This window comes from Rhodopirellula baltica SH 1, from assembly GCF_000196115.1.
GTDB lineage: Bacteria > Planctomycetota > Planctomycetia > Pirellulales > Pirellulaceae > Rhodopirellula > Rhodopirellula baltica.
Genome location: NC_005027.1, coordinates 6,736,580 through 6,761,128, shown reverse-complemented (window position 1 = coordinate 6,761,128; position 24,549 = coordinate 6,736,580). Strand labels below are relative to the sequence as shown.

Sequence of the window (24,549 nt, the reverse complement as noted above, 5' to 3'; positions counted from 1 at the left end):
GCAGCACCTCGTTCGCATTCACGATTCCCCACAGTGGTGAGTTCACATGGCCTCCCATACCGCAACCCGAACAGTGAGAGACATGATGTTGCGCCGAACGAATCAATCAATGCGGCTCTGCCGGGAACTTCAATCTGCAGAATTTCATCGCCTTACCAAACCAGTCTTGGCAACCACCGCCTGGATCGTCTTGGTGTTATGCCAGACCAACTTGGCAATGGCGACGGATACTAAAAAGGTGTTCCGCGCCGGTGCATTCGCGATCGACATCACCCCTCAAAAATTCCCGGTCAGCTCTTCAGGCAGCATGACACACCGCGTGGCGAAACAAGCCCACGATCCGCTTCATGCTCGCTGCTTGGTGCTCGACAACGGAGCAACCACCATCGCGTTGGTTACCTGTGACAGTTGCATGATTCCTCGTGAAATCTACGACGCGGCTAAACAGAAAGTCTCCCAGGCCATCGGCATCGACACCGATCACATTCTTTGCTCCGCCACACACACCCACACTGCGGTCTCAGTCGGTCACACCTTTCAAAGTTTGGTTGAAGAGGACTACATCCCGTTTCTGGTTGAGCGAATCGCGGAAGGAATCATCCAGGCGCACTCGCAATTAGAACCAGCACGAATCGGTTGGGCGGTGGGGAACAATCCCCATCACGTTTTCAATCGCCGATGGTTCCTGCGTCCAGGCGTCGCGATCGATGACCCGTTCGATTCCGGAACCGATCGCGTGCGGATGAACCCGCCTGCGAACAGCCCGGCGTTGCTTCAACCAGCCGGCCCCGTCGATCCTGAAATTCCCGTCCTTGCCGTTCAAGCCATCGACGGCCGGCCGATCGCAATGTGGGCAAACTACTCGTTGCACTATGTCGGTGGGGTCCCACCTGATTCACTTTCCGCGGACTACTTCGGCGAGTTTGCTCGCCAGTTCACAAAAATGATCGTGGCCACTCAAAGCAAGCCACCGTTTGTTGCGGCGATGACCAATGGCACCAGCGGTGACATCAACAAAGTCAATTTTTTTGAGGGTCGCGCCAGCCAACCCCCGTTCGAGCAAATTCGATTGGTGGCCAACGATGTGGCCGCGTCGGCGGCGGTTGCCTACCAACGCATCCAATTCGAAGACTGGGTACCGTTGGCAATGCGTGAAACCGAGATCGAACTGGGCGTTCGACGTCCCAATGCCGATGACATTGACCGAGCCAAGCAACTTCTCGCCGATGCCGGTTCAGGTACCAAGAATGATCGCCGCCTGATCTACGCCGGTGAGACATTGGATCTGGCTGAGTACCCTCCCACCGTGAAGGTGAAGCTTCAAGCGATCCGAATCGGGGGACTCGCCATCGTCAGCAGCCCTTGCGAAACGTTCGTGGACACCGGACTGGCGATCAAGAAATTTAGCCCTTTCAAACCCACGTTCACAATCGAACTCGCCAACGGGTACAACGGCTACCTGCCAACACCTGAGCAACATGCATTGGGCGGCTACGAAACTTGGCGGGCCAAATCGAGTTATCTTTCGGTTGACGCCGAACCCAAAATTCGTCAGACGCTTCTCGATTTGCTGGATGAACTAAGCGAGTCACAACCAGAGTTGAATGTGGCTCAATGAGTTCGAAATCCTGGTGGCCAAAGCCCACGTTGATTTGGGCCGTTCTTGTCCTAGCTGGTGTCGCTCTATCGCTGAACGCGTTGCCATTGGCTTGGTCGAGCGTCCACTGGATGATGCATCCGGATACCGCCGATTCGCTGCAGTGGTGGACATCTCACGCCAACGCAGTTTTGTACTGCGTGACAGCCATTTTCTTTGCCTATGGCCCGCCGGTTCGAGCAACGGTGGCCAGAACCATCGCACGACTTATCACGATCTTCTTCGTGATTGTTGTCTTTCCATTTGTCGCGAGTTCGATCCAAAAATTTTGGCATGTCCGCCCCGATTCATGGGATCTATTGCTTTGGCGACTGGACGATGATTGGAACGAAGGACGCGTCTTCGAATTCCTAGGCGAATCCATCGCGTGGCTGATCGCTATCGGTTCTTTATGGCTGATATCGGGATGGCGAAATGTCGCCCTGAAATCAAGAACCGCTGACGAGGAAATCGTTCTCGAAAAGAACTCACGCCCCGTCACGATTCAACGCTTGATGGCACTGACGGCGATGGCGGCAAGCTTCGCGGCAATCCTGCGTTGGCTGCAATGGTCAGCATCATCGCAGGACTTGGTTCGCATCGCATCTACCGCGGCTATCGCGTTGTCCATTGCCAGCGTGGGCGAATTCACAATGCGTCCAGGTCAGCGAAATCGTTTTTGGGCGTGGTTTCTCGGCGCGTTCCTAATATTGCTGACTTGGACCACTTGGTTCGCGCATCGATTTTTCTCTGATTGGTATGTCGGTTCGCAATTTCCAATCTCGTCCGATCTATCGGACCGAATGCAGAGCATTCTTTTTTCGCGATACATGAAAATCGCCGACAGCAGCACCACTTCCTCGATCAGCCATGCGTTGATCGGTTGGGCGATTTTCGTTGCACTGGGGTATCGCTTGGAGCGAACGCTCCCCGACCCGTCCAGTGTTGAATCCAGCGAACCGCCACCTCGCTGATCCACACGCAGCGTGCCTTCGAGTGCCCGCTCGGGCGAAGGCTGCATTGCAATCCCTTGCAATTGCAGCGGTTCAGTCGTTCAATCAGCCATCATGCTTTCGGCTCAGGACGCTTCACCCAACAGTTCTTTGATCTTGGCGTGCAGAGCGTCGGCGTTGGCTTGGCCGCTGCCGACCTTGATCATCTGCACGTTGCCTTCGCGATCGACCAACACAGCGTGTGGAATACCGGTCACGCCGTAGTTGGATTGCAACTCGGTTTCTTTTGGCGTGACGATGGTTGGATGCTTCATGTCCTTGGATTGCAAGAACTTTGCAATTGCCTCGCGTTCCTCTTCGGGCGTTGGATCATCCGAACCATTCACGGCCTTCCCGCTTTCTTCGTCCCACGTGTAACCGTAGTAGCGAGTGATGCCGACCACTTCAAAACCTTGCTCACCAAACTCTTCCCGAAATTCGCGAAGATGGGGGAAGGTTGCGATGCAAGGCCCACACCAAATCGCCCAGAAATCGTACAGAACGACTTTGCCTTCCAAGTCCTCCACGCTGATTCCATCGGCGTTGGCCCATCCGTCAATGTCCAACGGCGGAGCCGGCTGACCGATCATTTCCAATTGCTTTCGGGTCGACTCGATCCGACTTTCCAACGACTTGATTCGGCGGAGTGTCAATTCAACACTCCGGTTTTCTTCAAAAGGCGTCAACTTCGCAACGGCTGCTTCCATCCGCTCGATCGCATCGTCAGGATTGACTCGCGCCAGTCCACTAATCACAGAGTATTCGTTGCTTGCGTACTGAGCGATCAAGACTGTCGATTCGGGATAGGCTTCCAACGCTACTTCGAAAGCGGATGCGACACGGTCTTGTCCATCCTCGTCCTCGAAAAGACGAGCCTGAGCAGTTAAGAGATTGATCAACTCGACATAGGTTTTCTCAGATCGATCCTCGGTTGCATTGATGTCTTCCAACTTCGCAACCTGCTTTGCCAGCATTTCTTTCGCGGCTTCTTCATCGTCGCGAGCAAGCATCGATGCGCGAACTTGGATCAGTCGAGAGAGAGGCCTTTGAATTTCGATTGGATGCTCCGCTTCGAGTGCCCGCACCTTTTCGATGGCTTTGTCGGACCACTCGGCAGCCAATTCCGGTTGGGCCGCATGGAGCCCATAGACACTGACTTGTCGTATTAAACTGGAAAGCTGCTCTGCGGCGGCGGGTGAATCTGTCCGAGCCAGTTCGAATTCAACCGCAGCGCCAAACTGTTCCATCGCCTTGTCGTATTGGCGTGCACGAACAAACCCAGTCGCGATCGTTTGATGGAACGGCTTGAGCGCTTCCGCGACAGCATCGGATTGCATCGCTGCCTCAAGAACCTCCGCCGCCTCGGCTGGCTTCCCCTCTTTGAGCAACTGACGAATCTCATCGGGAACGGCCAGCACCTCGGGTTCCACTTCCGCGACGTCTTCGGCGGTCGTGTCCGGGACGTCGGTCGCTTCTTGCCCGTACGACGCTGAGGGGAAGACAAACACGGGGCTCAACGGTGCCGTCAGCAAACCGATGGCCAGGAACATTCGCAAACGCATCTGAGTTTTCCTTGGTAGATGATCGAATCAAACCTTTCCGCCTCTTGCTGATCCTAACCTCTCTCTGATGCGGGCTGTTGTCTGCAGTTGAAACCGAGTGAGCTATCCACCCAAAACGGATTCGGATGGCGGATTCCGACCCGCTAACAGATATTCATTGGCCCGGTGTATCGCTATCTCTCACAGAACAGGCTCGTCGATGAAACCGTTCGGTGTGAGCGACGTCGTGCCGAATCCGTTCGTCCACTTGGCCGCCATGACTTTGTCTGGAAGTTCAAAGTTTTGAAACAGGGAATAGTCTTCCCGCTCGCATTTCTGAACTTCCGCTTGCAACGACTCGCCTTCGCGGACGGACAAGAAGCCAGGGATCCCGCCCTGTCCTGTGCTCCACAATCTCTGCTGCCCCAGCTTCACTGTAATGGCCTGTATCCAGGGTGCTGCTGAGATTGTTTGAGTCTCACTGCTTCCACGGGAACGGCCGAAACCGGCGAAGCGTGATTCGCTGTAGGTTTGCGTTTCTCTTTTCCCACGGTAAGCCGAGGCTTCGATCACAATTTCCGCACTCGGATCTTGCTGATATCCGGCGACAGCGATGGCTCGCTCGACTCCACTGCGAATTCGCGGATCACTGACCGCAGAGTCAATCCGCACCCGAACACCGGGACGCAGAACATACAGTTCTTCTTCCGTAATCGTTGATATCCGCTGAACTGCCGTTGGATTGACCGCATCGTTGACCCCGATGACCAATTCAATGCCATCGACTCCGGCACTCTGACCAACAGACAAAATCTTGTCGCCGATGACGTGCCGCATCACTGGCTCCAGATCTTGATAACCTTCTGTCCAGATCAACCAGCCTCGATCCAAATCAAACAATCGATTTCCCGTCGACAACCAACGTTGATCGATGACGGAAGGATCGGTCTCTTCGCTTGTCTTATTGGCTCGAAACCCGCTCGTGATTGATCGCGACTTTCCTGTTTGCAAATCCAAGAGAGATTCACTGAAATTTCCACTCCCAACAAGATGATTTCCATCTTGAGCGAAGCTGACAGTGGAGAGTTTCTTCACATCGGCAACCGGTTTCCCCGACTCCGTTTCGATGATGACAGCGTGTGAATACTGATTGGTAATGAAGTGACGTTGATCGGGGCTGAAATTCATTTCCGATTTTTTCGACGGGATCACATACTCGGCCGTCTTGGTGGCCATGTTCCACATCGTAAGTGTGCCGCCATAGCCAACTAGGATTCGGTCCTCACCGACAAACGAAGCGTTCATTTGGTCTCGATAAGAATAGAACCGGACTTTGGGCACCGACCATTTCCATTCCGGTGTCGCGGTGTCGGACCCCGGCTCTAATCGATATGTACAAAAACGACTTGCCGATCCGCGGACATCCAACCCTTCCGCGGTCAGCAGTCGTCGTTGTTCGGCGGAATAGCCGATGATCACTTCACCTTCGAAGAAGTTGGGGCCGGGCAACCGAGCCTGCGACATCAGGTTGACCCACTGCATTGAAACCGGATGGCTGGCGTCAATTGTTTCTGGCGTGATGCCAAATGCGATCCAACCATCTGATCCATCCACCAAAATTGCGGCATCGATCTTCCCGCTCGTTTCCAACGGAACGCGGAAGTAACCGTTGCTCAGACTTGGTCGCGAATCCGATGCCGGACCGCCTGCCACACCTATGTCGGGTGCAGGTGCATCGGTGCCATAGCTAATCCACGGCGGCAGGTTGTCGAAATCCACTCCGGAAACGTCAAAGTCCACCTCGTCAGGACGCCTTGCGACGATCGCTCGAAGCGCTAGTTGCTCTTCGATCTCAGCGGCCAACTTGGATCGCTCCAACCGGATTCGTTTATCACCTTGTAGCAGCAAGTCGACGTGCGTCGCATCGTGCGTCAGGTAACGTGCTTTGACTTTGTGCTTGCCCGAGATATCCGTCCAGTCCGCCCATGGCCCCTCGTTGTTGGGATAACGCATGTCCTCATACTTCGCATCCGCTTCGCGTTTGTCTTTGGCACTGCCGTACTCATATTCCACCTTTGCTCCATCGGGCAGCAGAGCTTTGACAGTTGCGGGGTACCAAGTGCTGTACTTCTTCAGCTCGACTTGGTCCCCAACGCGAACCAATGCAGCGTCTACAAATTCCTTTTCAGCCTTCGCAATCTTGCTGAGTTGCTGTTGAAGGTTGGCGGCCAATTTGTCAATCGAAACTTCCACCGTCGCCCCGTCTTCCTTCAACAGTTTGACCTTGGTCGGAGTTCGCTCGAGCAACCGAGCAGGGATCAGGAACTTCCCAGAAGCGTCCTTCCAGATCATCCAGTTCCCCTCATTGTTGGGAAACCGCATGTCCGCCAGTTTGAAGATCCCTTCGTGTTCTTGAATGAATGTGTACCGAACGCGGGCTTGTCCTTTCTGATATTCAAGCACTTCCCCCGGTCGCCAAGACCCTAAGTGCTTCACCTCGATCTGGTCACCTGGACGAACAGGATCGATTGCCAAAGCAGTTGTCGGAAACATCAAAAGAAGCAACAACAACCATCGCATCCGACGGCAAATTTCCAGATGAAACATAAGATCGATCCAGGGGGATGGAGATCGCAGCGAGAGTCAAATCAACGCTCCTAGCGCGCAGCGTTCGGAACCTTCAATGACTGTTTCGTGTCGAGTGGAAGACGCCCGCGCTGCTGAGCGGTGAGTAGGAAACGAAGACGCGTGTGTCTGAGCCCGTTCATTTTGACGGATGACACCGCCAGAAAAAAGCATAGAACACGACCGAACAACGGCCGAATCGAAATTCAACGAGACCGGAACAGACTGCTGGTGAGGACATCTGTTACCATCGTCCGCAACCCGTTGTTGTCAGCTTGGACGCGTACCAAAATGTCATCGATCTCAAATTGATCAGCACGCTCCATGTGCCGGCCTGTCGAATAAGCCAGCAGCTTTTCGATCAGACTCCGAGTGAACTGTTCGCGACGGCTTTCCAGTAGCTTCTGCTTGAAATCGCCGAAATTCGTAAACTCTTCGCCCGATGGAAATTTGCCAGTCGCATCTACCTTGGCCGCCGTGCCTTTTCCCTTGGCCTTGGGATATTTATCCCGCCATCGCCCAATCGGGTCAAAGGTTTCCAATGCATAGCCGAGCGGGTCAATGCTGCGGTGGCACACAGCACAAGTTTGGTCTTGGCTGTGCTTTGACAATCGTTCCCGAATCGTCGTTGATCCACTGACATTGGCGTCAATGGTTGGCACCTCATCCGGTGGTGGAGGTGGCGGTGTTCCGAGAATGTTCTCGAGCACCCAAACACCACGTGTCACCGGGGATGTGTCGACACCATTCGCGCTGACGGTCAGCACCCCGGCCATTCCCAGGACTCCGCCACGCTGCCGATTGTCCGACAAACTGACACGTTGGAATCCGTCGGCCAAACGCATCTTGTCTTTTTCCGGTAACCCGTAGAGCTTCGCCAACTTTTTATCCACGAAGGAATAGTCAGCGTCCAGCAAGTCCGTCACCGATCCGTTCTCATCCAGCAAATGCCGAAAGAACAAACGAGCCTCCTGCTTCATCGACTCAGGAAGATTCTCAGCGTAGTAATCGGGAACATCTTTTCGCGGCGGGGGCAAATTTCCAATGTCACGAAGGTTCAGCCAACTATCGAGAAAGCCATTCACGAATTCGTTGGAACGTTCTGATCGCAGCATTCGCTGGATCTGGTTCTTCAAAACCTCTGAATCGGTCAGTCTGCCTGCTTTGGCTTCCTCGAATAGTTCCTCATCCGGCGGTGCCGCCCACAATGCATAGGACAGACGCGATGCCAGGTCGAAAGGTCGCAGCAAAGTCTCGTCTTCCGGCGTGATCTCGCTGAGGTAGAGAAACGACGGCGAACACAAAATCATCTTGAGCGTATCGAGTGCGGCTTGTCGAGGCGTCGCGTCTTCCGACAAGCGTTTCGTGTAGATCGATTCAATCCGATCACGATCCGCCGGTTCGAGCGTGCGGCGATAGGCACGCTGGGCAAACGCGAATAGCTGGTCGAGCGCGCGATCTTCCTGGAATCCTTCGCTTCCAAAAACGGCAATCTCTTCCCGAGTTCCGTTGGACTCTTCGACCGGACCACGCACCTTGATCTCACCGATGCGAATGTGCGGCAACTTCCCTTCACGAAGAAGCGTTGTGCGGCTAACACCTTCCTTTGGATTCTTGAACTCGTCTTTGTACCGGCGATTGGTTTCGATCACTGATGCCCGTGACTCATAAGGGCCGTTGGGGAATATGAACCGTGGTGTCTGCCCGGCTTCGAGCCACACACGAAACGACAACCACTCGGGCTGTTCATCAGGAACGATGGCACTTCCTAAAATGGGCTCGATCGCTTGTGGGTAATGGATGTGCCCCTTCGTCGCATCGCCGGGTACCACCGCAATTTGGAACGGTTCAGAGAAGTCGATTCGAAAGATTTTTGGATCGTAATGTGTATCCCGATGCATCGCTTGGGCATTCACCTCGATGTCGTAAAGTCCCGAGACCGGGACGCCCTCGAGGAAGTCTTCGATGTGCCCGTAGCCACCTTGTCGTGTGTCGGTGTTGGGTTGCTCGTACAAACACAAGTATTCAAACTTGAAAACGCTGCGGTGTGCCCCCGACAATTCTTCGTACTGTTGAAAGTTGTCGGTGAAATGCCAGGACTTGGGTTCCATGGACGGCTTGCCGAGACGCGTTTCAACCAATCGCGAGGCAGCTTGGAAATATTGGTCCAGCAGAAATCCCGATGTGACCAGCGATTCGCCAATCGTGTCGATGTGCTGACTCGTCTTTTCCTTTGGGAAGTCGGCGGTCAGTCCCAACGTATCGACACGACGACCGAACAACGTCGCCAAGGTCACCTCGTATTCACGATTGGACAGTCGACGCATCACGGTGCGTCCCGTGGATTCTTCGAATAAATCGCGAGCTTCGGCAATGCTGCTCCGCAACTCCTGAAGCAACGCCAGACGTTCCTGGTCAGTTGGCTGCTCGGACTCCTCCGGCGGCATTGTCTTCAGCGTCACCTGATCAATGATCTCATCCGTCGTGATCAGTTGCTGCTCGGAAGCGATTGGAAGCTGGAACGACTCGAATTCACGCTCACCCTCGGCGGATGCGCTGCCGTGGCATTCCAGGCAATACTTCCCCAAAAAATCTGCGACGACCGATGGAGCATCAACGTTCGGCTTCGAGTCCGATTCATCCGCGAAGGATTCGGACGAATGCAACAGGCACAGTACGATCAAGATCGCGAAGCGCAAATTTGAAAACAACGATCGGCTCAGATGTATCTGGTCCACGGTTATGAGAAGCTCCCGGTGCTGGTGCCAAACGACTCCGTTTGGACGCCCATTTTTTGAGCGATGTCCACATACAAGTTGCACAGTGGAACTTGATTGCGGTTGCCGGAACCCACCTTCTTAAACTCACCACGACCGTAGCCGCCACCGGCCAACACGATTGGTAAGTCAGAGTTCGTATGAGAGCTACCGTTGCCCATGCCGCTGCCAAACAGCACCGCGGTTGAGTCCAGCAACGTCTGCTCGCCATCTTGAATTGCCATCAGTCGCGTCAGGAACTTTCCAAACTGTTCCAATTGGTACGTCTCCAAGGTGATCAGATGTGCGATCGTCTCTTCGTCGTTCCCGTGATGCGAAAGGCTGTGATAAGACTTGTCGATTCCAAGATTCTGAGGCAAAAAACTGCCGCCGATTTCCAGCGTCGCGATCCGAGTCGAGTCCGTTTGCAAGGCCAATGCAATCAGCTCATACAGCATCGGAAGGTCGTCCACCGTGTTCGTGTTCGCTGGCTTCTCAAACGGAGCTTCCGGTTTCGGTTGATCGGCCCAACGTCGGCGGACTTCCAGCTGCTTTTCCACTTCGCGAATCGAGCTGAAGTACTCATCCAATTTGGATCGATCTTCTTGATTGACTCGTTTCGAAAGCGAACCAGCTTCTTCCGTGATTGAATCCAGGATCGATGCTTGCAACGCATTCTCGTTGATCATTTGAGAACGTCGTTGCTGCGACTCTGTCATGAACAACCGGTCGAACAATTCGGCTGGGCCTGTGATCGGAGGCACGCGGACGCCCGACTTGGTCCATGACATTTGGCAACCGCCGTGAATGCCTCCTTCCGATCCAACGGTCAACGACGCAAACCGTGTTTGCTTGCCGATTTCATCCGCAAGGAATTGGTCGATTGTCACATTGCCATCACGGCGATTTTTTGACTCGTGATGCAGCACACCCGAAAGGAACGTGTGCACAGCAAAATGCCCGCCGCGAATCCCGTGATCCAATCCACGATAGATGTTGATGTGTTCGCGGTTTTCAGCCAATGGTTTCAGCAACGTTGTTTCTTCGAATTCTCGACCGGGTGTTTCCGGAAAGAAATGCTTTTGTTGGAAGCCAAGCAAGTTGCCAACCGCAACGAACCGACGAGCACCCGTCCCCGCACCACGAGTTGACTGGACCGGTGAGTTGTGATCCACCGTGTCGGCCATCAACGACGGCAAACCAGGCAACGCGAGCGACCCGGCGAGAGAACGAAGAACAAAGCGACGACGACCGGGATTCTTTGGTTTGGACATGCTCATATTCTACTCGTTTCGGAAAGACAATTTGCTGCGGTAAAGAACGTAACCGGCTACTTGCGAACGGGGCGTGTGAACTGGTCGCGGATGGTGCCGTCCAGTAGCAGGCAAGTCCCATGCAACGCTTCCTTGGTAAATTTCAATACGAATACGTGATGGCCCTGGTCAGCCATGCCGGGTGACTCCAAGAACCATCGGTCGGTCTTGGGGGTCCGTTGCGGCACACCTAAACCACCCTCGCCGATGTAGACCACTCCGGTTTCATCCGATTTTCCATCACGGATCGGCACGGTGCGTTTGATATTGTGGCCGTCGGCTTCGCAGACCAAGTCGACGTTGTACTGTTCGAACAAGGGAACCCAGCTCACCAAACCAGCCCCGGGTGTTTTGACCGCTGGATAAACCGGGCGATGGTACTGAGTGAGCAACCAACGATTGGAGTCTCGAGACGCTTTCAATTCCGCCTTCAACCATTGTGCCTGATCGCCCGCCGTGCTGGTTTCTGAATTCAGAGTGGTGAAGCGGACCTGGGGACTGAGATTGATCCCGTAGTAGTTCAAATCATCTTCAGCAAAACCAAACACTTCGTTGAACGGTTTTCCTTTGTCATGATTGCCTCGCGCGGGAATGATTGGCAACAAACGTCCGTCCGATGAAGTCGTCAATTCGTGGTCCGACAACCACATCGACCAAAGCTCCATCTTCTTTCCCGTGACGATGTAGTCGCCGCCGTGGGCAAGTGCCAAGATGTCATCCGACAAATCATCATTGTCGTAAGAAGACTCGACCAACTCGGCGATCATCTTGTTAATCCGTCGACGTGCATCTTGATCTGACCGAGAATCACCTCCGTGCAGAATGCTGAAGTCGCGGTCGGTCGCCGGTGCGGTCACAAAGTAGAAGACCGGTGACTCATTGGCATCGCTGACCATTTGCACCTCGTACGCTGTTCCAGGCTGCAGATCGGTCAAACGTGCGTGGTGATAATATGACTCGAACTCGCCACCGGTGTACCGTCCGGACTCAGCCAACTGTTCGGCCAAACGGTCATCACTGTCTTTGACTCGGAAACGAACCGAGTGCGAACTCCCTGCTTCCTTGGTACTCCAAGAAATGGTGGCTTTGGTTGCCGGGTCCGCGGTCCAAATGACTCGCCACTGAGCAGGTTGGGTGCCATTCAAAGGAGCATCGGCCTGTGCGGTGGCGCTGCCCATCATCAGACAGCAAAGAATGCCGAGAATCAGCGAGCGCGTACGTTTCCTGGATTTCATCAGCGAGTCAATTCGATGGTGGGAGGGGTGCGTGCAATGCCGTGTGTGATGGCAAACGCGGTGGGAGGTGGGGTGGGAGTCGAGGCTATTTTCGCTTCGTCGTCCAGTGGATCAAGATTACCAGTGGAACACCACCGTTTGCGATCCGGATCAACGTCTCAGGCCAAGCCTCCATCCCGAGAGCAGTCATTCTACTCGCTGCGGTCACCAAACCCCAAACGACCATGTAAAACGCCGCGATTCGGGAGCGAAAAGCCAGCAAGACCAAGGCGACGAGGATATCAGCAATTCCGATCGCAACCAACAATTTCTCGGCCGTCGCTTGAGTGAATCCCGCATTTGTCCACTGCATATCGGACAACAAAATCAAATCAATGAAAGGAGCGTAACACTGGTAGGCCTTGTACCCGTGCGCCGCGAATGTGCAGGAGGCCGCGACAGCCAACATGATCACCGCGATTCGAGTCCGGGCCGAAGACACGCACGACGCGACACCAACACCGCCGCAAACAGCCAACGCCAATGGAGCGATGTAGCGGACCGCGTGTTCAGGAAGCGACAATTCCGCGAAAACCGCCGCTCGCATCATGTGGGCGGCGGCGATCAACAACATCCAAATCGCGATCCAAACCGCGGCCGTCCGATCCAACCAGCCAACGACACGACTCCAAGAAGAATCACCCATCGGTTTTTGTATTAGCAATCCATTCAGACACAAAACCCCACCGGCAAATAGAGTCGTCAGAGCTCCCATGTTGTCGATCAACTGAGCGATTGATTCCGACCAATGACAATCGAAATACAGCCATCCATAAACGTCGCTTTCGGTTTCCAACGAAGCAAACAAATAGCGGCCTCCCAAGCCGAAACACTGCACAACCACCACGATGCGCAAGCACACCGCCATCGCCAAAGAATGTGAGATTCGCTCCGCCTCGGGTGCTTGCCCGATTGCGGTGTCGTCAGTTGAGGCGGGTGGGAGCGAGGTGGGAGTGTTCATGGGCGAAGCATGATACTCCAGGAAACGCGAGCATGTGGCGGTGTGTGTTGCTCGATGTGCTTTCTCTGTTTTCAGCTCACCCGGTGACAGCCTTCTCCAAAATGCCGCCAGCAATAGTGCTGTCGGACTCAGAACCGCCGGTCTTTGACAGCCTCGTGTCCCAACGGGGATCGGCCGATCAGCAGTGCCGCCACGGCCCCGGCAATGAATCCACCCGCGTGAGCCCACCAAGCAACGCCTCCGGCTTCACCACCGGCGAGCGACCCAAGACTGTTGACGAGCTGAATCACAAACCAAATCCCAAGAAAAACTGGGCCGGGCAATACAAACGTTGGAAAGACAAACATCAACGGCAAAACCGCCAATACTCGAGCGTGCGGGTAAAGAAAAGCATACGCACCCATCACACCAGCAATCGCACCGCTGGCGCCGAGAGTCGGCACGGGACTGCCGGGATCGCTGAGCAAATGAGCCAGCCCAGCCAAAACCCCCGTCCCGATATAAAGCAATGCATACCCAAAGTGCCCCAGTCGGTCTTCGACGTTGTCACCAAAGATATACAAGAACCACATGTTGCCCAGGAAATGCATCCATCCCCCGTGCAGGAACATGCATGTGATCAAGGTCGCCCATGCGGGCACCGCCGGAGGACCAATCTCTTGGCGGATTTCCTGAATCTCGACACCACGTGGGGTTTGTACCGCAACGCGGTGCTGCATCACCGGCGTGGCATCTGGGTCAGTCAATCGCAGCGGCACCATTGCGAATCCACTGATGATCCCTTCGCTTTGGTCCGACGAAGCTTGCTGTGCCAAAAATGCCAATGCGCACAAGCCGATCACCAAGTAGTTGATCACTGGAGTGGTGCGACTAGGAATGTCATCGCGGAGAGGAATCATTGAATATCACCGCAAAGGTGGTCGTGAGTGATGCTTTCGAATTTGATTGACCAAACGCAACGCCGGAGCGTGCGATCGGACGAGGTTCACCAATTTGCTGGTCGATGTCTTCCAGTGAGGAGCGATCAAGCTGGGTTGACCGCCCGCACACCAAAGATCATTCAATACCAACGTCAACAAACCGGGTTTTGCAACATTGTCTTCGTTCAGCTTCATAGGTGAACCGCGATAGCGATCACGCAACTCTGATTCCTCTTCTGAAAATACAACGTCGGTGTCTTTGAGTTGCGGATGAAGAGACGAATCGGAACGCAGCGTGACCGCGAGCAGATATCGCATGCGTGCCAAAGCCATCGAGCGATTGCGTCCTTGCTGTCGCTGTTCTGTCGCCTCCGCGGTGATCGGCCCCATTTCGGCGACTCCTGAATCGAACGTCAGAAACGCGCCCGACGCAGTTCGGTTTCGATGCTGTCCGCCCGGACCGCTCCGAGACTGTGTCCGTAGCTGGCAGCGTTTTTCCAACTGTTCCGCAGTCCAGAGACAGGGATGGACGCCTTCCGCAATCGGAAGCGACATGCGTTCGCCCAGCGACGGCCACGTGGGCGCGGAATCCGGAGATGGCGAGGAGGAATCAGACACAGCGAAGGCAACAAATCAGTTTGAACGGCGGACTCAGATGCCCATCAACCGTTCGATTGTATGCTTTGCATCTTTCCACAATGGTTGAGGCGGCAATCGCAGCACCGCTTGGCAAGTAGCTCCGTCCCAGCGTAGCAACACGTCCAGGTCTCGATCAGTGGTCGACAGATCGTGGATCACCTGACCGCCGGTTTCTTCGCAGATGCTTTCCATGGGAAAGTCGCATACCGCTTCAAAGGCACGCTCTTCTTCTGCCTTGGGTGCGGAAACGGACTGACCAGCCATCTCCAACGGCGACACACCACGAACGCTGGTTGCCAACCTACATCCCGGCATCGTCGGCGCGGTCAATCGTACCGGCGAGCCTTCCGCGATGCGATCTCGATCCTTCGCGTCAATCTTCAAGACGACTTCCAGTTGAGCTTTGGAGGCGACGCGACACCACTCGACGCGATCTTCCGTGGTTTGCCCGACGGTCGGACGAAGCGTGAACGGATCGCTCATTCTCCAGTCGCGTTTCTGCGTGGATCCAGCTTTCGATTTTGAGGCGGGAAGAATTAAACCGGTCTTGGGGCTAAGCAAACGCAGAGCATCGATCCGTTTTTGCAACTGCATTTGGTTCGATGCCAGCGAGGCGGAAGCCGCCTCCAACGTCTGCCAGTCTCTTCTGGATGTTCCGGTTCGCAACGAAGCCAGTCGCGTCGAATGAACGCGTTCTTGAATTACGGATTGTTGCCCGCGTGTCTTTTCGAACTTCAACGCCAATGCGGGATCGAAAACCTCCGCCAACCGCTGCCCGACTTCCACGCGATCCCCCACGCGAACGTCGACCGCCTGGATCACACCACCCCGAGGCAGGTAGACCGACGCGGCATCTTGCACACGAACGACTCCTGTGATCTGACGATATCGAGGAAAGGGAACCGTCAGAATCGAGACTCCGACGATACAAAAACCGATTGCCAGTCCGACTCGTCGTCCACCGGGAACTCCCGTCCAACCACCGCCTCCGCGGATCATGCGAAAAAGCGATCGAACACCGGACAACGCATAGCGAACCACTGCAAATGCAACGATGAGCATTGCGATTCGCCAAAGTCCCCATCCAGCGGCCCACTGCAGGACAAACGTTGCGATCGCGATGCTGATGGAGATTCGGTACAGCTTGGATGCCAAGTGATAACCCGCCATGGCCCAGACGCGTTTGCCAAATCGAGTCCACCGAGCGAGAGGCGAGACGAGGATCAATCGCAATCCGCGTCGAGCTTCCTCTCGCAAATTCGCGGTGTCCAACAAATCGCTGAGGATGAAGTAGCCGTCGTATCGCATCAGCGGGTTGGCATTAAATAAAACGGTACTGACCCCACAAACCAAAACCACATTCATCGCGGTCATGCGCACGTCATGAGACGACGCCAACCACCAAACCCACAACGCCACCATCGCGATGATCCACTCAACCCAAATCCCCGCTGCCATGACCGCGCCACGTCTGGTGGCATTGGGTTGTCGCCATACATCCGTGACATCGACATAGGGACATGGCATGAAGCACAACCACCAAATGCCAATCACACCACAGCGCGATCCAAATCGTCGGCAAAGAACGGCATGTCCCAGTTCGTGAGCGGTCTTGGTCAATACAAACGTTGCCGCAATGGTGATTGGTTGCAGTGATGTCAGGTAGTTATGCAGCGAAGGAACCGCACCCGCCCACTGTTGCCATCGCACCATCCAAAACAACAGTGAAATCATCCCAGCGATGCTGAACAGAACAACCGCCATCGGAGAAAACACGAGCCCGCTGATAGGAACCAAGCGTCGAGCCACCGGATCAATCGATGCCAGTGGAATGCGAAACGACAAGGGTGACTGAAGCCACCGCGACCGGACGTTGACCGCTTCGGTGCTGTTACGTTTCAGCCAGCCCGCTGCTTTTGCCTGTGCCCAAAAGGTTGCCTCGGTAGGCGATGTTGGCTCGAGCCCTCGAGACGCGGAACCGACAAGTGATTGCCAAATGCGTTTGGTCGTGCGAGCGAAGCGGCCTCCAATGTCATCGACGATGACCAATCCGCGACCATCGGGCAATGGCAACGCGTGCAAGTCTTGCCGCAAAGCCGACGTATCACGGACGGAATTCATGGTGGATTCCGAACCGTTCATCACCGCACTTTCCCGCGAAATGATTGAGGTTGATCGAGTTTCATCCGCCACGCCATTTCATCGCGTGATCGATAGATGCGCATCGTGACTTGGGCCCCCGGTAACAATTGCCAATGTTGGTCGACGCTGTGCCCTGAACCAGGAACGATTGCGGTTCGCGGTGGAATCGAACCATCGTGTGTTTGCCGGCGATTTTGAACTTCTGCGTGCAGACGGAAGCGGTTTCCAGGCAAGCGAGTCGGATCGACCGACGTGATCTTACCCGCCAACATTTTCGCGGTCCCATCGGCTTCGTTGCCCCAATGCACACTGACGTCTAATCCAACGCACGTTGCCGGAGATAGTTCATCGGCATCGACCAGAGCATGCAACGTCAACTCGCCGGCGGTGGCGACGGTCACCCAAGGTTGCCCTTTGGCGATCCACTCACCCGTCTCACGATGCACCGCCAAAACGACTCCATCAATCGGACTGACGCATTCCAATTGTGCCAGTTCGTCATCGATCAACGCCAAGTCCGCGGCGGCGAGTTGCGTGTCGATCTCGGCTTGGCGAATTTGCTTTTTGGTACGAGCGACTTCTAAACGAGCGCGTTCGACCGCCAATCGCATTCGTCTCAACTGATTGGACGACACCGCACCGTTGAATTTTTGCTCGGTCGCGTTGCTGGCGTCGAGTTCCGCCTCCGCTTCGGCGAGCGAAGTTTCCGCGAATTGCATTTCAAGGTCGTCACTGGTAATCAGCTTGGCCGACTCATACTGCAGCGAGGCCGCTCGACGTCGAATGATCAGCGACTGCGAATCCAATTTGCCCAACACATCCTTTTGCCGAACAAATTGGTTGGGACGCACACTCGTTTCCGCGACCGCACCGCTTTGTAGAGCTGGCACGTCGATCTGTTGTTTAAAGTCGACGACAACATCGCGAACCTCGACAACATTGGTTTCGACCTGATGGCGTTCAACCGGATCAGCGGCGTCAACCGATGCGAGGCACCAACCAGTGGCCGCAATCAAGCACGCGATGGTTTTTGTCAAATGACACATCTTCATTGCACGACACATTAAAAATAGCCTCCCCATTGGACTTGGCACCAATGCACAACGTCCTGGACGAAGAACCATCCCACGGGGGTGTGCCCGCAATGCAGGGTGACACGAGCGGGCATCTCAGCGAGCGGTTGATCACCTAGCTTGGGTGGTTGGTCCAAACTCAATCGCATCACCACCGATGGCGTCCCATCCGTTGGATCGGGCACGATGGGACCAAAACGCTCCGCGGTGGCGACGAGATTCATCTTACTGGACCAAGCCGTTCCGACATCGGCGGTCAATGTCTCGGACTGCAATGCATTGTCGACCGTCTGCAATCGGGTTTGTGGAACGCGAGCATCCACGACCCAGGCCGTGTCTTCCGCAATCACACTCAGGACATCATCCCCACGACGTAGCGGACGATTGGCCAAACGTTCCTGCAATCGCCACGCATCCACACGCCCGTCGCGAAGGGCTCGCAAGACCAGGCGATCCTTGGATTCGCGAATGATTTCGAGTTGCCGGCGGATCGATTCGATTTCTTCTTCGACTTCGCGGCCGTCATGAATCGATTCTGAATTGGATTGAGCGGACGGACGTGACATCAACGTTTGGTTGACTTGTTCTTGCTGTCGCATCAACACGGCTTGCCGGCCGAGCAAACTGGTTTCCTGCTCTTGCAAGTCCGATGACGTCAGCGTCGCCAAAAGATCGCCTCGACGTACCATCTGGCCATGATCCACATGCAATGAATCCACGACCGCGTCGCTGGCGGCGTGATACGTGTCCAACTCAACTGGGCGAATCACTCCGGTGACCGGCACCAAGCTTGGCATCGGCAGGCAAACCAAAATGCCGATGACAACCATCGCAGCAAACCAAGTGGCAGCTTTTCGAATGCGAGAACGATTCGCACGCCGACGCCGAATGCGAGATGAGACGCTGACGTTTCGAACCGCATCAGTGGATGTGGAATCGGGCTCAACGAGCAAGCGTGAGAACCATCGTCCACCCGGAACGGATTCGATGCGGCGTGCGGCCGTCCACGCGGAAGCCCCTCCGACGAGCAAACGATTCAACGTGCCCCAGTAGACTTCTTCGGACAAGTGCTCCGTTTCATCCGACGTGAATCCAACCAGTCGCCAATGCGAATCGGGATGAGCCGCAACCACCCAAGATGGTTCGCTGGCGGAACGCACCGTTTCTGAATCAGCCGGCGTAGATTCCGCGTCGTCCGAATCCGACGGTGAGGGTGCATCTTGGCAATCGGCAAACCACAACCCATGTTGCGGAAGCAAACTGTGCCCCGTTGCCAATCGGATTGCTTTGGCAGCTTCGCTGTGTTGATCAATGCGGTCAACGTGACTGACCGCAACGATTCGTGGCTGCGTCGTATCAACTCGGCACAAGGCAACACGAGGCAGTCGCAACAACTCGGCCGCGGCATCGACCCAAGCGGCCTGGATCATCGCCGTTGAGGTCATTCGATGCAAACGCTCAACGGCGGCATCGACACGGTCGGTTGCATCGAGCAACTGGCTGAGCTTTTTCAGCCGACGCATCCGCAGGAACTCACCCGCTAGATCCGACATTTGAGCAAGAAAGCGAAGAGCGCCGCGTTGACTTGCCGCGGTTCCGCCTTCGTCCAGGAAGACTTCAATCAGCCCTTCCGGTAACGATGTCGACGGGTCGATTCGAATTGGAACAATTGCCGCTGGGTAGGGCATTGGATTGGCGGGAACGTCGATCTGGTCCGCTCCCGGTGTGGGCGGCACCACAACGGGGACGCCTTCGGTCGCAACTTCCGCCAACAAACATTGGTGAACCAGTTCCGCCTCATCCACCAATGCAGAATCAGTCACACGACCGAGACGATGCTCGACCACATAGTCCCCGGCGGTGGAGTCTCCTTGCAATGGACGGGTCCAAATGACCACGCCATGACCTGCCATCGCACGTAGAACGCGATCGGCAAGAAACCGAAAGTACTCGGCTCGTTTGCGAGGTTCGTGCGACGCCGCAGCGACCTCGCGAACAATCTGTGTGATTTCCTGTCGGGCTTGGTCGACCAGCGATTGAGATGACGGATTGCCTGTCGCGGAATTCATGGGACCGCGCGTGGAAGAGCCGTTTCCAGCAGATCCAGACGGAGCGGACCCACTGGGTGCAAAGACAAACGGCTCGCTGGACGCGGTCGACGTCATCAATTTCCCATGAGATGCGTGATTTCAATGGACGGATCAACGCCAACGGTTTCCACCAAACGATCCACTGCTTTCGCCTTGCGGAGTCGACACCGAGTAACGACCGCTGGATTTAACCGAAGGCGGCATCCAACGAGACTTCGATGCATCCTCGTTCAAACGATCTGGATTGACTCGTGCGATCGGGGTGCGATCACCGGCGGGAATCGGTTCGACATTTGAACGATCTTCTTCGCGATTGAGTTGGCGGACATACCATGATGACGAACCATTGCTTGCCGCCGGTGCTGGACCAGTCGCTGCAACTTGTCCGGTCGCATTCCAACCAGACGACGAACGAGCTGAGTCACGCTGCATCGTGCCGACTGCTGCAAGTGCGGTCGCAGGTGCAACTTGCGAATGGTTTGCCGAGTTCGTCGGTCCGGTGGCACTTGCCAATGCGATGTCGCCGGTGGAACCAGGCTGGCTGCCGCGAGGCGTGCGTTTGGCAAATTGAGCGACCGGACCGCTGCCAGCTTCGACCCATGCCAACCAATACTCTTGCAGTTCAGCCAACGAGTCATAGCCGTAGTGTTTCTGAACGTTGTTGGTCCACGATCCGCGTTGCATGTATTCGCCCAAGAAATCGATGAACGTTTCAGGGCCCTGTTGCTCGATCAAAAATCGGCACACCGAGTAACCTTGGGCGTACATCGGCAACACATCCGATGGGTACTCGGTCAACAAGAACAACTGATTCATCGCGATGCCGCGACGCGTTGATAGGAACTCACGCAGCTTGGCTTCGTGTTTGGCTTTTTCCGAATCGTGTTCGACCGTGGTGCAGATGCCCTCATCCGCCCAACGTGGCAAAGGACGACCAAAGTGCGTCGCCAAAACCGTGTGGGTGACTTCGTGAGGCAACACGCTGTCGAGAATTCGCTCGGGAGTTCCGACGACTTCCATTTGGAAATCACGAACGGGAGCGGGGTTGTAAGTGGTCACACCTTGAGCAGGCAAATTGCCAGCGACAACGCGAACGGGGCAGGGCGTCGGCCAAGGAGGCAAAGGCCGGCCAGTCCAATAGCTCGCCAGATCGTCGCGATACTTTTCTGCGGCATCCCCGACGGCTTTTGCTAGCTGGTCGTTGGGAGCTTGGACGATGAAGTTGCGGGTTCGATAGTTTGCCGCGTCGGCTTGGTCGGCCAAGCACGCCAAGACCGCAAAACAGGCCACAACGGTGCTCAGCCATCTCTGAACATCGAGACGTGCAGATACGAATTGGCGGATGTTTTTGGCTTCCATGCCGAAGGACTCCGTTCCGGTGGCTGTGCGTCGAAAGGGCGGACCTCGAATCATTCTCGGTCGCGTTCGGGCGAGTCTAGAGAAAGCGGCCGGTTCGCCGATAGGCAGAAATGGACGGGCCCAAAGAAATGGACTCGCGTCAGAATCCCCGGAATTGCTATGCAAACGATCTCCGCCACGCTGATTTCGCGTGAGTGGATCTTCCCATCTTGGAAACGCGAATATGTCTGCTGCTAGTACCGGTACCAGCACCTCCGCCGCCGCGGGTTTCACCTCCAGCGAACGGTCCGCCCAAATCAGCGAAAGTGCCAACGAGGGCTACAACTCGTTGGATGTCGACAGTTTCTTGAAGTTGCTGATCAACGAATTGCAGAACCAGGACCCGCTGGATCCGGTCGACAACGCCCAAATGGTCCAACAAATCGGCCAGATTCGCGAAATCGGGGCGACGGATCAATTGACCAACACCTTGAGCGATCTGTCCAACAGCCAACAACTGGTGACCGCCAGCGGGCTGATCGGACGCACCGTTTCAGGACTGGCGGACGATCAGTCCAACACAACGGGTGTGGTCGACAAGATCACGGTTGAAACAAATGACGACAACCAAGCACGTTCGGTCAAAGTTCACGTGGGTCAGAAGACGATGGAGATAGAGAATATCCGTCAAATTCAAACTGAGTAAAGTTTACCGATTAGATCGGTCGATCTTCAGTTTTGAGTTTGCGTTGTAAGACCTACTGAAAACTGTGGAGACGTTCGCCGATGGGACTTCAATCAGCCCTGACGACTGCCCTGACCGGACTGAGTGCTGCTGAAACACAGATCGATGTGATCGGCAACAACTTGGCCAACGCGCAGACGGTCGGTTTCAAATCGTCCGACGCGGTCTTCGCCACACAGTTCCTTCAAACGCTGTCGCTCGGTGCTGGCCCCTCGGCCAACAACGGTGGTACCAACCCTCGACAGATCGGTTTGGGTGTTCAAGTCGCGGAAATCGCGGCCAACCACAACCAGGGCACGATCGAGATCAGCAGCAGCAGCAGCGACCTCGCGATCCAAGGCGATGGATTCTTCCAAGTGCAGGCCGCCGACGGCGAAAAACTGTACACACGAAACGGTATCTTCAAGCTCAACAGTGACGCGGAACTCGTCAATGCGACGGGGCAGCGATTGCTCGGCTACGGCATCGACGAACAATTCCGTCTGCAAACTGATTCGCTGGTCCCATTGTCGGTTCCCCTGGGAACCAAAACGGTTGCCAAGGCGACCGAAAACGTTTCCTTCGAAGGCACGCTGACTCCCGAAGGCGATGTCGCGACCGCAGGACAGGTCATCGAAAGTCTTCACCTGGGTGACAGCCAAGTCCCACGTCCCGACGCCAGTGGTGTGTCCATTGAATCGTCTCCGATCGCCGATCATACGTCGGTCACGGGAACCGTCGGTGCCGGTTCGCTGCCGGCGGGAACGTACCAGTACAAGTTTGCTTTGGTCGATGCGAGCGGCAACGAATCCGCACCGAGTGCCGCGCGAGCATTCACGGTGGGTGCCAATGGCAACGTCGATCTGGGCAACCTGCCTCAGGACCCGTTGGGTGGCGATTTCCCAACCGTCAACATCTACCGCACAGGCCCCAACGGAACCGAGTTTGAATACCTCGCTTCAGCAGCTGCCGGCGGCACGTTCAACGATGATGGCTCGACGGCTCTATCCGGTACACCGATCAACGAAGACACGTTGACGGGTAACTACACCTACATGGTGACCTACTACAGCTCCGGCGACCCGGAAAGCCGTCCGAGTTCGTTCTTGGGTCCAAAGAGTGTCGTCGATGGTCGTATCACGCTCAGCGATTTCCCGACCCCTCCGACGCCTCCGGCCGGTGGTGGTTTTCCCGCGTATGATTCGATTCGAATTTATCGCAACCTTGCTGGTGACCAGAACAACTTCTATCTCGTCGGCGAAGTGGCACCCGGTGATACCTTCACCGACTCGGCAACGGACGCAGAAATTTCGGATCTGACCGATCCTGGCAATCAACTGCTGGACATGGATGGCCCCGCCGTCAATTCCAACACTTTGCTGACGGACGTGCTGCGTCGCGATGGCTTGACTTACGAACAAGTCTTCAGCGAGGGCACGTTGAGCTACACCGGGCGAAAAGGTGGTGCCAACCTGGGAACCAAGGAACTGGAGATCACCTCAACCAGCACCATGCAAGACTTGCTGGACTTCATCTCCGATGCCTCCGGGATTCAAACTCTACAGGTCGATTCGTCCAACCCGATCCCTCGTTCTGATAACAACATCACGGGCGAATCCGGCGACTTGGTGGCGGGTGCTTACATCCAAGACGGCAAGATTCGATTGGTATCCAACAACGGTGAGGCCAACGCGGTTGATATTGAACTCTCGGCGTTCCGCTTGACAGACGAACTGGGTCAGATTTCGACTCCCAACTTGGCCTTTGGAACGCTGCAAGAAGCGATCGGACAAAGTGCATCGAGTGACTTCGTCGTTTACGATTCACTCGGCGTGCCGATCAATGTTCGTGTATCAGCGACGCTGGAAAGCCGCACCGACCAAGCCACCATCTATCGTTGGTATGCCGATAGCCCTGACAACTCAGTCTCAGGCAGCACCGACATCACGGTGGGCACAGGCTTGATTCAGTTCGATGGAAATGGCAACTTCGTGACCGCGACGGAAGAAACGATTTCGATCAACCGTCAGGGCTTGCCCAGCGTTTCGCCGATGCAGTTTGAGATGGACTTCTCGCTCGTTTCCGGTTTGGCGACCGATGAAGCGACACTGGCGGCAACTCAGCAAGACGGTAGTGAACCCGGCGTGTTGAACAGCTTCATCGTCGGTGAAGACGGAACGATTCGCGGTGTCTTCAGCAACGGTATTTCGCGCGACTTGGGTCAATTGCAATTGGCTCGTTTCGCAAACCCCGCCGGTTTGGAAGCTCGGGGTTTGAACCTGTACGCCGAAGGCGTGAACACCGGTTTGCCCGTCACCGGTCAGCCTGGCGAAAACGGCATCGGCACGGTGATTGGCGGTGCACTGGAATTGTCCAACACGGACATCGGCAAGGACTTGGTCGAACTCGTTCTCGCCAGTACACAGTACCGAGGAAACAGCCGAGTGATCACGACCACCCAGCAGCTCATCGACGAACTGCTCAACCTGCGACGATAGTGATCGAGAGCCAACGACCATCGTGAC

At 55.4% G+C, this 24,549-nt stretch carries 16 protein-coding genes; 4 read left to right on the top strand and 12 right to left on the bottom strand.

Annotated features, from left to right (window positions below; all coding sequences use genetic code 11):
- Window positions 1-166: 166 nt before the first annotated feature.
- Window positions 167-1,618, top strand: a complete 1,452-nt coding sequence (locus tag RB_RS26135; protein ID WP_231845993.1) for a hypothetical protein — start codon at window positions 167-169, stop codon at window positions 1,616-1,618.
- Window positions 1,615-2,610: a hypothetical protein gene (locus RB_RS26130; protein WP_011123791.1), complete on the top strand. Its 996-nt coding sequence runs from the start codon at window positions 1,615-1,617 to the stop codon at window positions 2,608-2,610. Before RB_RS26135 ends, RB_RS26130 begins: the two co-directional genes overlap by 4 nt.
- Window positions 2,611-2,714: 104 nt before the next feature.
- Here RB_RS26130 and RB_RS26125 read toward each other — a convergent pair whose 3' ends face one another.
- The 12 genes from RB_RS26125 to RB_RS26070 all read right to left on the bottom strand — a co-directional run bounded on the left by RB_RS26125 (window position 2,715) and on the right by RB_RS26070 (window position 21,321).
- Window positions 2,715-4,190, bottom strand: a complete 1,476-nt coding sequence (locus RB_RS26125) for a TlpA family protein disulfide reductase (RefSeq protein ID WP_011123790.1) — start codon at window positions 4,188-4,190, stop codon at window positions 2,715-2,717.
- 180 nt (window positions 4,191-4,370) lie between these two features.
- A complete protein-coding gene (locus RB_RS26120) occupies window positions 4,371-6,776 on the bottom strand; it encodes an SHD1 domain-containing protein (RefSeq protein ID WP_011123789.1) in 2,406 nt (801 codons plus the stop codon).
- A gap of 224 nt (window positions 6,777-7,000) precedes the next feature.
- Window positions 7,001-9,532 carry a DUF1592 domain-containing protein gene (locus tag RB_RS26115; protein ID WP_011123787.1) on the bottom strand — a complete coding sequence of 844 codons (2,532 nt, stop codon included), beginning with the start codon at window positions 9,530-9,532 and terminating at the stop codon, window positions 7,001-7,003.
- A 2-nt stretch (window positions 9,533-9,534) separates the two neighbouring features.
- Window positions 9,535-10,830 carry a DUF1552 domain-containing protein gene (locus RB_RS26110; RefSeq protein WP_011123786.1) on the bottom strand — a complete coding sequence of 432 codons (1,296 nt, stop codon included), beginning with the start codon at window positions 10,828-10,830 and terminating at the stop codon, window positions 9,535-9,537.
- Between the two features lie 50 nt (window positions 10,831-10,880).
- Window positions 10,881-12,044, bottom strand: coding sequence for a purple acid phosphatase family protein (locus tag RB_RS26105; protein ID WP_164923052.1), 1,164 nt, complete (start codon window positions 12,042-12,044; stop codon window positions 10,881-10,883).
- Between the two features lie 139 nt (window positions 12,045-12,183).
- On the bottom strand, window positions 12,184-13,098 hold the full coding sequence (locus RB_RS26100; RefSeq protein ID WP_164922539.1) for a hypothetical protein: 915 nt from the start codon (window positions 13,096-13,098) through the stop codon (window positions 12,184-12,186).
- Between the two features lie 128 nt (window positions 13,099-13,226).
- Complete coding sequence (locus tag RB_RS26095; RefSeq protein WP_007324393.1) at window positions 13,227-13,997, bottom strand: rhomboid family intramembrane serine protease; 771 nt, start codon at window positions 13,995-13,997, stop codon at window positions 13,227-13,229.
- Window positions 13,998-14,003: 6 nt separating this feature from the next.
- The gene (locus RB_RS26090; protein ID WP_007340070.1) at window positions 14,004-14,573 is read right to left on the bottom strand and encodes a peptide chain release factor family protein; all 570 of its coding nucleotides are present in this window, start codon (window positions 14,571-14,573) and stop codon (window positions 14,004-14,006) included.
- 96 nt (window positions 14,574-14,669) lie between these two features.
- The gene (locus RB_RS26085; protein ID WP_231845991.1) at window positions 14,670-16,778 is read right to left on the bottom strand and encodes an efflux RND transporter periplasmic adaptor subunit; all 2,109 of its coding nucleotides are present in this window, start codon (window positions 16,776-16,778) and stop codon (window positions 14,670-14,672) included.
- A 20-nt stretch (window positions 16,779-16,798) separates the two neighbouring features.
- On the bottom strand, window positions 16,799-17,851 hold the full coding sequence (locus tag RB_RS26080; protein WP_164922537.1) for an HlyD family secretion protein: 1,053 nt from the start codon (window positions 17,849-17,851) through the stop codon (window positions 16,799-16,801).
- 11 nt (window positions 17,852-17,862) lie between these two features.
- Window positions 17,863-19,941, bottom strand: a complete 2,079-nt coding sequence (locus RB_RS26075; protein ID WP_164922536.1) for an HlyD family efflux transporter periplasmic adaptor subunit — start codon at window positions 19,939-19,941, stop codon at window positions 17,863-17,865.
- Window positions 19,942-20,073: 132 nt separating this feature from the next.
- The gene (locus RB_RS26070) at window positions 20,074-21,321 is read right to left on the bottom strand and encodes a peptidase MA family metallohydrolase (protein ID WP_164922535.1); all 1,248 of its coding nucleotides are present in this window, start codon (window positions 21,319-21,321) and stop codon (window positions 20,074-20,076) included.
- Window positions 21,322-21,544: 223 nt separating this feature from the next.
- On the opposite strand from RB_RS26070, the gene RB_RS26065 reads away from it, so the two are divergent.
- Window positions 21,545-22,006: a flagellar hook assembly protein FlgD gene (locus tag RB_RS26065; protein WP_007324399.1), complete on the top strand. Its 462-nt coding sequence runs from the start codon at window positions 21,545-21,547 to the stop codon at window positions 22,004-22,006.
- An 80-nt stretch (window positions 22,007-22,086) separates the two neighbouring features.
- Complete coding sequence (locus tag RB_RS26060; protein WP_007324400.1) at window positions 22,087-24,522, top strand: flagellar hook-basal body complex protein; 2,436 nt, start codon at window positions 22,087-22,089, stop codon at window positions 24,520-24,522.
- The last annotated feature ends 27 nt before the right edge of the window (window positions 24,523-24,549 follow it).